Origin of the sequence: Rhodopila globiformis (assembly GCF_002937115.1) — a bacterium.
GTDB classification, from domain to species: domain Bacteria; phylum Pseudomonadota; class Alphaproteobacteria; order Acetobacterales; family Acetobacteraceae; genus Rhodopila; species Rhodopila globiformis.
This window is the reverse complement of record NZ_NHRY01000052.1, coordinates 21,319-32,617: the sequence shown is the minus strand read 5'-3', so window position 1 is coordinate 32,617 and position 11,299 is coordinate 21,319. Positions and strand designations below refer to the sequence as shown.

General features: G+C 68.2%; 10 protein-coding genes. 3 read left to right on the top strand and 7 right to left on the bottom strand.

Annotated elements, in window-relative coordinates:
- Positions 1-209: 209 nt before the first annotated feature.
- Positions 210-518: a superinfection immunity protein gene (locus CCS01_RS04165; protein ID WP_158258227.1), complete on the bottom strand. Its 309-nt coding sequence runs from the start codon at positions 516-518 to the stop codon at positions 210-212.
- Between the two features lie 184 nt (positions 519-702).
- On the opposite strand from CCS01_RS04165, the gene CCS01_RS04160 reads away from it, so the two are divergent.
- The gene (locus CCS01_RS04160; protein ID WP_158258226.1) at positions 703-2,682 is read left to right on the top strand and encodes a methyl-accepting chemotaxis protein; all 1,980 of its coding nucleotides are present in this window, start codon (positions 703-705) and stop codon (positions 2,680-2,682) included.
- A 74-nt stretch (positions 2,683-2,756) separates the two neighbouring features.
- Here the strand turns inward: CCS01_RS04160 and CCS01_RS04155 are convergent, their stop codons facing one another.
- The 6 genes from CCS01_RS04155 to CCS01_RS04130 all read right to left on the bottom strand — a co-directional run bounded on the left by CCS01_RS04155 (position 2,757) and on the right by CCS01_RS04130 (position 8,901).
- The gene (locus CCS01_RS04155) at positions 2,757-3,539 is read right to left on the bottom strand and encodes a glycosyltransferase family 2 protein (protein WP_104517560.1); all 783 of its coding nucleotides are present in this window, start codon (positions 3,537-3,539) and stop codon (positions 2,757-2,759) included.
- On the bottom strand, positions 3,539-4,348 hold the full coding sequence (locus tag CCS01_RS04150; RefSeq protein ID WP_158258225.1) for a sugar phosphate isomerase/epimerase family protein: 810 nt from the start codon (positions 4,346-4,348) through the stop codon (positions 3,539-3,541). The genes CCS01_RS04155 and CCS01_RS04150 overlap by 1 nt, the downstream gene beginning before the upstream one ends.
- A gap of 325 nt (positions 4,349-4,673) precedes the next feature.
- On the bottom strand, positions 4,674-5,444 hold the full coding sequence (locus tag CCS01_RS04145; RefSeq protein ID WP_104517558.1) for an NAD-dependent epimerase/dehydratase family protein: 771 nt from the start codon (positions 5,442-5,444) through the stop codon (positions 4,674-4,676).
- Positions 5,441-6,475, bottom strand: coding sequence for a glycosyltransferase family protein (locus tag CCS01_RS04140; RefSeq protein WP_146101556.1), 1,035 nt, complete (start codon positions 6,473-6,475; stop codon positions 5,441-5,443). The genes CCS01_RS04145 and CCS01_RS04140 overlap by 4 nt, the downstream gene beginning before the upstream one ends.
- Complete coding sequence (locus CCS01_RS04135; RefSeq protein WP_104517568.1) at positions 6,462-7,520, bottom strand: FAD-dependent oxidoreductase; 1,059 nt, start codon at positions 7,518-7,520, stop codon at positions 6,462-6,464. Before CCS01_RS04135 ends, CCS01_RS04140 begins: the two co-directional genes overlap by 14 nt.
- Positions 7,521-7,995: 475 nt before the next feature.
- Positions 7,996-8,901, bottom strand: coding sequence for a LysR family transcriptional regulator (locus tag CCS01_RS04130; protein ID WP_104517556.1), 906 nt, complete (start codon positions 8,899-8,901; stop codon positions 7,996-7,998).
- Positions 8,902-9,022: 121 nt separating this feature from the next.
- Here CCS01_RS04130 and wrbA point away from each other — a divergent pair, with 121 nt between their 5' ends.
- Positions 9,023-9,622, top strand: coding sequence for an NAD(P)H:quinone oxidoreductase (gene wrbA / locus CCS01_RS04125; RefSeq protein WP_104517567.1), 600 nt, complete (start codon positions 9,023-9,025; stop codon positions 9,620-9,622).
- Positions 9,623-9,943: 321 nt separating this feature from the next.
- Positions 9,944-11,296, top strand: a complete 1,353-nt coding sequence (miaB, locus tag CCS01_RS04120; RefSeq protein ID WP_104517555.1) for a tRNA (N6-isopentenyl adenosine(37)-C2)-methylthiotransferase MiaB — start codon at positions 9,944-9,946, stop codon at positions 11,294-11,296.
- The last annotated feature ends 3 nt before the right edge of the window (positions 11,297-11,299 follow it).

Here is an 11,299-nt window from a genome sequence, read left to right as displayed (position 1 = left end):
ACAAGGCGGTTGTCGATGCCTGCTGCGAGGCCTGGAACAAGCTCATGCAAATGCCGGAACGGATTGCTTCCCTGACCCAGCGCAAATGGGCAGCAATAACGGTCACCGGATAGGGCCGTTGGTATAATGTCAGAAAACGATACATGAAAGAGGTTGCAATTTTCCTGCTTCGTTAACAATAAATCAACTAATCCATTCTAGGACCGGCATTACCCAACCTGCTTGCGGTAGAACGCATCCTGCGCCCGCGTGGCGCCGACCGCGGCCCAGATCAGGCAGGCGAGCCAGCCGACGACGGTCCAGCCGAGCAGCAGGTTGACAAGGGCGAGGCCCTGGATCGTGCTGACGTCGCGCTGGCGGCCCATGAGCACGGGCAGGAAATACAGCACGAGCGCCGCGGCCAGGATCGCGAATAGCATTGTGTATCCGTTCGTGACGTCGGGGTTCTGGCTGTAGGCAACGGCGTAGGCGGCGGCGAGCGCTATGAGTGCCGCCGCGTTGAGCTTGCTCGTGTTCATGGCGTGGTTTCCTGTGGTGCGGCCAGGCGGGGCCGCGACGGCCGCGACGGCCGGCCCGATGTTTGTGGTGTCGTCATCGTTCATGAGGCATCTCCATTACCGTGGTTGTGACCGCGGTAAGTTGCCACGCCGCAGTCACGGTTGCAACCACGCACCAGGGCGCCAGATGTGAAGGATGGTTCTCGTGCTGGGTAACATTCGGATTTCATTCAAGCTTCTGACCATGGTCGTGATCGCCCTGGTCGGCATGATCGGTATCGCCACGCTGGGCCTTGGCGAACTGAAGGCAAACCTCATGCATGACCGGGAGGCCCGCCTGCGCGACGTCGTCGTGCTGGCGGCGCAGGCGGTGAGCCGGGAATATCAGCAAGGCATTGCCGCAGGTCTTTCCGCACAGGCCGCCAATGCGCGCGCCGCGGCCTTGTTGCGCAGCCTCCGCTACGGCAACGGCGACTATCTGTTCGCCTATGACAAGACGGGACTTTCGGTGTCGCATCCGAATCCGAAGGTCGAGGGCTCGCCGCGCTGGAACGACACGGACTCCGATGGCGTCCGCTTCGTGCAGGCGATGATCGAAGCCGCGGCGCACGGCGGGGCCTTCGTCGCCTACCGGTTTCCGCGCAACGGCGGCACCACGCCGCTGCCGAAGCTGAGCTATGCGCTGGGGGTTGAGGCCAATGGCTGGATCGTCTGCAGCGGCATCTATATCGACGACGTCGACACGATCTTCATGGCACAGGTCCTGCGCGTCGGTTCGATCGCCGGCCTGACGCTGCTGACCGTGCTCGGCGCGAGCCTGGTGCTGGGCCGCAGCATCACCCGGCCCGTGACGGCGCTGACACGGGTGATGCGGACACTGGCCCGTGGCAGCCTGGATATCGAGATTCCCTATACCAGGCAACGCGACGAACTCGGCGAGATGGCGCAGGCCGTCGTGGTGTTCAAGGACGCTGCCCTGGCGGTCAGGCGACTGGAGCAGGAGCGTATCGCGGAGCACGAGCGCGCCGAAGCCGAAAAGCGGGCCGCCATGGTCAGCATGGCCGAGACGATCGAAACCGAGACCGGCGAGGCATTAAAGCTCATCCAGGCGCGCACGTCGGCTCTGACCACAACGGCGGACGATATGGCCGCGTCGGCCAACCGCACCGGCGCTGCGGCGCAGACCGCCGCCGCCGCCGCCGGACAGGCCATGGCCAACGCCCAGAGCGTCGCCAGCGCCGCCGAACAACTGAGCGCCTCGATCCGCGAGATCAGCGTCCAGGTCAGCCACTCCAACGTCGTCGTCAGTCGCGCCGTCGCCGCCGGCAACGACACGCGCGGCACGATCGAGGCGCTGAACCAGGAGGTCGAGCGCATCGGTGCGGTTGCCGACATGATCGGTGAGATCGCCTCCAAGACCAACCTGCTGGCGCTGAACGCGACGATCGAGGCAGCCCGCGCCGGGGAAGCCGGCAAGGGGTTCGCGGTGGTGGCCAGCGAGGTCAAGCAACTCGCCAGCCAGACGGCGCGCTCGACCGAGGAGATCGGCCGGCACATCGACCAAGTCCGCAAGGCAACGAGTGCATCGGTCGTGGCGGTTGGGCGGATCGAGCAGACGATCACCGAGGTGAACCAGATCGCCGCCTCGATTGCCGCGGCGGTGGAGCAGCAAGGCGCGGCGACGGCGGAGATCGCGCGCAACGTGTCCGAGACCGCCAGCGCGGCCGGCGAGATGACGGCACGGACGACCGAGGTCTCGACTGAAGCCGGCGACACCGGCCGGCATGCCGATGATGTCCGTGACAACGCGACCGGCCTTGTCGGTGCGATGGATGACCTCCGCCACACCGTCATCCGGGTGGTGCGCACCTCGACGACCGAGGTCGATCGTCGCGCCGATCGGCGATACCAGATTGACGCCGCGTGCCAGGTGACCATCAACGGCCAGTCCCATCAGGCCCGGGTGGTCGATCTCTCGGCTTCGGGTGTCCAGGTGTCCGGTTCGCTGCCGGTGCAGGCCGGTGATCGCTGCACGATCAGCATCCAGGGCATCGGACCTGCCCTGCCATGTGTCGTCAAGCAGAACGAGAACGGCCGGTTGCATCTGGCCCTCGTGATGGACGAGGGCACCGCTGCCAAATACCGCACCGCGCTGGAGCAAATGGTGCAGCGAATGGCTGCCTGAGGACTGGCCTGCGGCGCAGGAGGTCCTGACCGGCCCGCAAAGCGGCTGCGGGCCGCCATGACAGGGAACAACGTTCAGCGCGGATGAAACCGGCCGAACGCGGTTCCCATCAGCTCACCCAGCATCGCCAGCCGTCCGCGCCAGCCGGCGATCTTGGTCGGGGTGGGCTCTGCCCCGGGATAGCGACGGGCGACCGGAATCTCGGTCGCGGCATAGGAGAGTTGGGGGATGCGCACCGTCAGGTAGAACAGCAGCTCATAGCGCTCGAACACATCGCGGAATGGCGCGACGCGCGGATCGAGCAGGGCGCGGGCGGAGTAGGCGCGGAAGCCGTTGGTCGTATCGGTGAAGCGCTGTCGCGCGGCGAGGCTGAGAACCGGCGCGTGAATGAACCGCCCGGCGATGTGGCGATCGAGCGGCGTGTTCTCCGCCACGCCGCCCGGCAGGTAGCGTGAGCCCTGGACGTAATCGAAGCCCTCAAGCAGCTTTGCCACGAAAGCCGGGATCGCTTCCACGCCATCCTTGCCGTTACCATCGACCGTGACGATGCCGGCGTAACCCTGGTCGAGGCACCAGGCATAGGCCATGCGGAGCTGGGCCGAGAGACGCCCGGGCCCGGTCTTGACCAGCAGCGCGCGCACACCCTGCTGCTGCAGGAATCCCGGATCGAGCGATCCGTCGGTCGAGCCGCCGTCGGCGATCACCACGTCGGCCGGCGGCCCCAGCGCCGCGATGCGGGCAAGCTGGTTGCGGATGCGCTGGCCCTCGTTGATCACCGGGATGACCAGCACGTGGTCGTGCCGCCGGTTGCCCAGGACGGTCTCGGTAAAGGCCGGAAGCTGCCAGGTGTCGCGCATCACATCCACACATCCCGCATCGCCGCGCCGGCCTCGCGGATGGCTGTCCGCCAGTCCGGGGCCGTCCGCATTTCCACCGAGATCCGGCCGATCCAGCCAGCCGCGCGCAGCGAACCGGCAAGCCGGGAATGGGCTGCTGCGCAAGCTGCCACCGGGGCGAGTTGCGGGGCGCTGGCGTGGCAGTGCACCGCAAGCGGCACCGCCTCGGCCAGCAGCGCCGGGTCCTCCTCGTTGACCATCATGGTTGCCATGTCGATCTGCAGGCCGATGCCCTCTGTTCGAACCCGGCGTACCAGCGCGATGGCCTCGGCGGTATGGGTGATGAACCGGCCGCCATGCGCCGCCGGCACGGCCTCGATCGCCAGGCTGGCGCCTTCACGTGCGAACACCGGGCCGATTGCGGTCAGGAACGCCGCGGCCTTGACCATTGCGTCGGCGACAGGCAGGTCGCCCGGGTCGCGGGCGGCGGGAGCGCCGAACACGCAAGGCACGCCACCGCAGGCGCCGGCGATGCGCGCGACCAGGGCGAGATGCTGCGCCAGGGAAGCCCGCGCCTCGGGACCGCCGAACAGCTTTGCAGTCGGAGCGCCGAACGCAATGCCCTGCATCGCGACAATCGGCAGGCCGCGCGCGGCAAGCCCGGCCGCGACCTGCCGCACGCGGTCCAGGTCGATCGTTTGCCAAGGTCCGAATGTCTTGACCGGGGCCACCTCGATGCCGCCGAAGCCGGCCGCGCAGACCAGGTCCAGCGCTTCGGCGTCGTCCGCCTCGGGCCAGGCGATGTTGGAAATGGCAATGCGTGGGTTCATGGGTGCTGACATCATGGGGCGCGGGGCGCGGTCGAGGCTGCGACGTCATGCCGGGTGGGTTCCGCATGGGCGCCAAAGTGGCGGGATAGGCGGCACGGCCGTTCCCACCCCGTTATGGTGGGCGCAGGCCCACCATCCACGCCTTTTGCCGATAGCGGCACCGCAAGGCGTGGATGGCGATCCTTCGGCCGCCGTGACGGGGGGAGGCAGCCTGCCTCGCTCCACGCTGTTTCAGCGCCTATGGGGTCTGCGCCGGCCATGACGGAAGGAACGCCTCGCCCCGCTCGGCCGCACAGGTCTGCGCGTGTGAGCCGTGCATTGCCCATCACGGCCGGCTCGACGCCGTGATGAAGCGGTCCATCTCGGCCAGCACCTCCGGGACCGTCATGATCCAGGGCGGCGTGCCACCGAACGGGGCGGCGTATTTTGTCCGCAGGCCATAGCGCGGCGCAGGCTCGGCTTCGGGCCCCACCGGGGCGCCGGGGAAGAAGCGGGCAATCACCTCGCGCATCGCCACAGGCTGCGTGACCAGGTTGACCAGTGTCAGGCCGGCCTCGGCGACGCGGGCGAGATCCCCGGCCAGGCGGCTGGTCGGATACCACTGGAAGACGCCGGCCGGATTGATCTTCTCGACCATGTTGTCGTTGAGCAGGTCGAACAGGGCATTCTTCTTCAGCCCCTGGCCAAACAGCGCAGGCAGCCGGACGATGCTGTGATTCGGAAAGCGCCGGGCGACGAACTGCTCCACCTCGAACCGATGCAGCCCATACGGCTGGTTCGGCAGGTCCCGCAGATCGGCGTCCTCATCCAACGGCTGCGCCGGGTCGGGATAGACATCGACCGTGGAGACCAGCACGAAACGCCCGGCGCTGGTCCTTTCCAGCACCGACAGCAACCCGCCGATGGCGGCGCGGTCCTGCGCCGGGGCGCGATTGGCGAGCCATTTCACCGCTGGCACGCCGGCGCAGACGATCTCGTCGAAGTGCTGCCCTTCCATCTCGCGTACGTTCTTCGAGTTGAACCCGTGCGAGAAGCCGTCGGCGGCCAGCAGCGTGCCGCCCACGAAGCCCGTGTGCCCGATCAGTGCGCGCTTCACCGTGATACCTCATCCGACATGCCGAGATGGAAGCTGCCGTCCTCGCCGACGACATTCAGCCGCGTCGCATGCCGCCGCTTTGGGCTGCGCAGCTCGCGGGTGATGACGTAGCGCCGCCGCGGCGCGAGGCCGCGATAGATGCCCAGCACATACTCGGCCATCAGGGCGAACAGCAGCGAGAACAGGAACATCATCCCGGAAATCTGCAGCGACAGCGTCGTCCAGCCCGGCAGGACGTCCGGCTTGAGAAGGTAAACGGCGACGACGTACAGGCTGTAGAGCAGGCTGAGCAGTCCGCTCGTGAGCGCGATCAGGGCGGCGAGGCGCAACGGGATGGTGGTGGCGCTCAGCAGCTCGCGCGTCGCCTTCGACACCGTCGCCCGCCAGGTCCGCGCCCGCGGCGCATCGGTGGCCAGCCCGGCGTAATGCGCGACGTGGGCCGGCAGGCCGCCCGCGACATACCCGGCCTTCAGCAGCATCTCGCCGTCCGCCGAACCGGCGATGAACAGTGCGGCGGCCCGGCTGTACAGCCGCAGCACCGGCGGCGGGCGCAGGATCGTTCGCCCGGTCAGCCGGCGATAAAGCCAGAAATAGCCCGACGCCAGCCAGTTGTCCGCCGAACGGCGGCGCCCGCCGGACCCGCCGACGGCGGCCAGGACCTGGTAGCCCTGGCGCGCCTCCGTGACCAGCGCGTGCAGCACGGGCAGGCGTTCCGGCCGCGGCTCGCCCAGCAGCACCCAGTCGCCCAGCGCCGTGTCGAGCCCGACCAGGACGGCGGCGTCGTGATCGATCCTGTCGGCGAGGAAGTGGATTGTCAGGTCGGGGATGCCGCCGCACAGGGCGTCGAGTTCCAGCGCGACCGCGGACGGTAGGCCGTTGGCGACGATAACCAGCTCGACGTCGCCGAACAGCTCGGCCAGCGCCTCGCCCCACACTGTAAGCGTTGCGGCATCGGGGGCGGCATCGTCCGCCACGATCACCGCGGTGACCGAGCCGACAGCTCGTACGGCCGGTGTTTCAGGACCAGTCATGGTGTTGCAGCACATCCAGGACATCGTAGATGTTGTCGATCTTGCCGCCGAGGATCGAGATCATGCGGGGACTCGCCTCGGATGGCTCGAACAGGATCGGGCGGGCGTCGTCGGCTTCGGCACGCAGCAGCACCACCTTGATATCGTAAAGCGAGCCGAGCAGCCGGGCCCGGGAAAGCGCAGGCAGGTAGCGCGCGCCATCGCGCATCATGGCCAGCGCCTGGCTGGCCGTCTGGCTGGGCATATCGGCCGCGTCGCGCCAGGCGGCATGCGGGGTGTAGCGCACATGGGTCAGCGAATGGCAGGCGCGGGCCGGGAAGGGCATGGTGGAGAAGAACGGCCCGTCCATGACGGTGACGCCGATCCCTTCCAGGGCGGGCGGCGGGGCGATCAGGGCGATTTCCGCCAGTTCCTTCTTCAGCGGGCACCGCAGCCCCACGCCAACGGTATCGAGCGCGGCATAGGTGCAGTTGAAAGCCCAGGCCGCGCGCAGCCGATCGGCGCCGAGCCGCAGGGTGACGCCGGTTTCGTCCGCGGCCTCGACGCCTGTCTCGGTGTGCAGGCGGAGGTCGATGCCGCCGTCGCGCAGGCGCGGCAGCAAATCGGCCGCCAGCGCGGCGGCATTGAACGCGACCTCCTGCGTCAGGAACGCGGCCTCGACCAGGTCGGGGTTGAACAGGCGGCGCAGGTGCATGGGGCTGTCGCGGCAGGGGGCGCCGATTTCGGCGCAGAACGTCGCGAACTGGTTGGCGCTGACGCGGGAGTGCCGGGCGATCGCGTAGATCTTGTCGAAGTCGGCCGCGATGGCGAACGCGTGGTCGCGGCAGAAGCGCTGGAAATTTCGCCGCGAACGGGCGGCGGTGCCGATCGAGCGGGGGTAGTGGTAGCCGTTGTGCACGCGCGCCTGGTTGACGTAGGAGGCCCGCCGCAGCAGCCCGGCCTCCCGATCGGCCAGGACAACCCGGTCCATGCCCAGGCGGCGCAGTTGCAGCGCGACGTGGCAGCCGAAGAAGCCGGCGCCGATGACAACGGCGTCCGCGTTCATGCCGGCAGGACCCTGCCGGAGACGGCGCGCCGCAACCTCGTCATGCCGGTTGGTGCCAGGCATCCACGCCATTGTCTGGTTCAGCACCGCAAAGCGTGGATAGCGGGCCGGAGCCTGTGCCCGGGACGAGCCCAGGCAGCCGCCATGCTACTGAGACGCCGGCCGCCCAGCGGTCAGACTCAGGAAAAATTGGTATTACAACAAGCCGATCGGCCAAATTACCCGTCCCTGGCGTGCCGGTTGTGGCGGATAAGGAGATTGGTGTCTGGCATAATGGCGGGCTGCAAAAAAACCACTGTTTGGCTGTGTTTCAGGTATCCAAATCTTACAACGGTTGTATGCAGTTCTGTAATAGTTGTCTAGCCAGGGCGCAAGCCGGGGTCCGGTTTCGCAGAGCCCATTGTCGGCAAGCTCGGCAATGACCCTTGTGAAGCGTGCTGTTCAGCCGAGGGCCTGGCCGGGCACCCCGCGAGGGTCACCCCTCCCGTCGCGACAGGCGCTCGGCCAGGAAATCCGCCAGCACCTGCACCCGCGCCGGCCGGGGGCGGCCGGGCGGCATCAGCAGGTAAAGGCTGGACACCAGGGACTGCCACTCCGGCAGGATTCGTTCCAGCCGTCCGTCCGCCAGAGCCTCGCGCGCCAGGAACTCGGGCAGGCCGGCGATGCCCAGGCCCGCCACCACCGCCGGCAGCACGGCGTCGCCGTTGTTGACCCGCAGGCGGGCCGAGGGCCGGACCGTCACCGTCTCCCCCGCGTCGTTGGCGAAGTGCCAGACATCGCGCGTGCGCAGATAGGCGTAGGCGAAGCAGTCATGCCCGGCCAGTTCCGCCGGATGCGGTGGCCGCCCGCGCCGTGCCAGATAGGAAGGAGCGGCGACAGTCAGCCCGGGAACCGGGGCCAGCCGCCTTGCCACCAGCGACGAATCGGGCAGTGCGCCGATACGCAGCGCCATGTCGAAGCCGTCGCCGACGATGTCCACCAGCGCATCCGCCAGGTGCAGGTCGATCGAGACGTCGGGATAGGCCGCCAGGAACGCCGGCAGCAGCGGCGCCACCTCGCGCACGCCGAACGACATCGGCGCCGCCAGCCGCACCGTGCCGCGCGGCGAGGCCGACTGCGCCACCAGGGCCGCCTCCGCCGCCTCGGCCTCCGCCAGCAGGCGCGCGGCGTGATCGGCCAGATCCCGCCCCGCTTCCGTCAGTACCAGCCGGCGGGAGGAACGGTTGAACAGCCGGGCGCCGAGCCGCTGCTCCAGCCGGGCCAGGGCTTTCGAGATCGTCGGCGCCGACAGGCCGGTATCGGTGGACGCCGCGCTGATGCCGCGCGCCTCGACGACCTTGGCGAAGATCGCCATCGCCTCCAGATCCGGCAGCTTCGACATGCATTTCCGAAAGGATGGGTTTCCACAATTTCTATTTGTTTGGGCGTCGGCCGTCCACAGATTCCTGCACCGGACACCGCCCCGCCGCGTTGTCGGGGCGTCCGGATTGCAGGAGATCATGATGGCGAACGTTCTGGTGCTGTACTACTCGACCTATGGCCACCTCGAAACCATGGCCAAGGCCGTGGCCGAAGGGGCGCGCGCCGCCGGCGCCCATGCCGATGTCAGGCGCGTGCCGGAGACGGTGCCCGAGGCAATCGCGAAAGGCGCTCATTTCAAGTTGGACCAGGGCGCCCCGGTCGCCGCGATCAACGACCTGGCAAACTATGACGCCATCATCATCGGCGCGCCGACGCGGTTCGGGCGGATGCCGTCGCAGATGGCCAGCTTCCTCGACCAGGCCGGCGGCCTGTGGGCCAGCGGCGCGCTGAACGGCAAGATCGGCGCCGCCTTCACGTCCTCGGCGACCCAGCATGGCGGGCAGGAGACGACGCTGTTCTCCATCATCACCAACCTGCTGCATTTCGGCATGATCGTGGTCGGGATGGACTACGGCTACGCGCCGCAGATGACGCTGGAGGAGATCGTCGGCGGCGCGCCCTACGGCGCCACCACCATCGCCGGCGCCAACGGGTCGCGCAAGCCGTCGCAGAAGGAACTGGACGGCGCCCGCTACCTGGGCGGCCGGGTCGCGAACACCGCGGCGAAACTGCACGGCTGACGCGGCGCTGGCCGTTCTCCCACCGCCATGGCCGGGCATGTCCCGGTCATGTGCGTTTCAACGGTGGGGGGTGGATGGCCTGGACACGCCCGGCCATGACGGTGGGGCAACGGACCAGCCAGGCGCCTGAACGGAAAAAACCCCGGCAATTTTGGCAACCGTTAAATCCGCCATTGACACGACCACGGCAAATGTTGCCACAGTAACGCCAGTCGAAGGAGGCATCGCCGCGCTCTTGCGCTTGACCCTGCAGTCCTGGCCGATCATCTCTGCCGCTCCTGGCCCCGGAACCGTCCGGCCAGCGTATGCGGAGCGTCCTTCATGACCGGCACCAACCTCAAGCGTCTGCACGTCATCACCTGGGGCTGCCAGATGAACGTGTATGACAGCGGCCGGATGGCGGACGTGCTGGCGCCCCTCGGCTATGGGCCGGCCGCGGAACCGGATGGCGCCGACATGGTCATCCTGAACACCTGCCACATCCGCGACAAGGCGGCGGAGAAGGTGTTCTCCGAACTCGGCCGCCTGCGCCGCCTGAAGGAAGCCACCGGCGGGCGCATGATCCTGGCGGTGGCCGGCTGCGTCGCCCAGGCGGAAGGCGCAGAAATCCTCGCCCGCGCGCCGTATGTCGATATCGTCCTGGGGCCGCAGACCTACCACCGGCTGCCGGAGATGGTCGCCCGCGCCAGCCGCGCCGGCGGCGCCGTCATCGAGACCGACTTCCCGCCCGAGGACAAGTTCGACCACCTGCCGGAGAGCGCCACGCCGCAGGGCGTCACCGCCTTCCTGACCATCCAGGAGGGTTGCGACAAGTTCTGCAGCTTCTGCGTCGTGCCCTATACCCGCGGCGCCGAAACCAGCCGCCCGGTCGCCGCCGTCCTGCGCGAGGCGCGGCACCTTGTGGCCCAGGGCGCGCGGGAGATCACGCTGCTCGGCCAGAACGTCAACGCCTGGCATGGCGAGGCGCCGGACGGCTCCCACTGGGGCCTCGGCCGCCTGCTGCGGGAGATGGCGGAGATTCCCGGGCTGCTGCGGCTGCGCTATGCGACCTCCCATCCGCGCGAGATGACGGATGAACTGGTCGCCGCGCATCGCGACATCCCCGCTCTGATGCCGTTCCTGCATTTGCCGATCCAGTCGGGGGCGGACCGGATCCTAGCGGCGATGAACAGGAAGCATACGGCCGACGACTACCGCCGGATCATCGGCCGGCTGCGCGACGCCCGGCCGGACCTGGCGTTGTCGTCCGACTTCATCGTCGGCCATCCCGGCGAGACCGAGGCGGACTTCGACGCGACCATGGCCCTGGTGCGCGACATCGGCTTCGCCCAGGCGTACAGCTTCAAGTACTCGCCGCGTCCCGGCACGCCGGCCGCCGGAGCGGACGTTCAGGTCGCGGAAGCCGACAAGGACCGACGCCTGCAGGCGTTGCAGGCCCTGTTGCGTAACCAACAGGCCCGGTTCGGTGCCGGCTGCGTCGGCCTGGACTTGCCGGTTTTGTTCACCGGCCCGGGCCGCCACCCTGGCCAGATCGCCGGGCGATCCCTATTTCTGCAACCGGTACACGTGATCGGGATGCCGTCGCTGATCGGTCACGAAACGACGGTGCGAATCGTCGCCAGCCATCCAAACTCACTTGCGGGAACCCTGATCCAGGAGAAACAGATAGCTTGACCC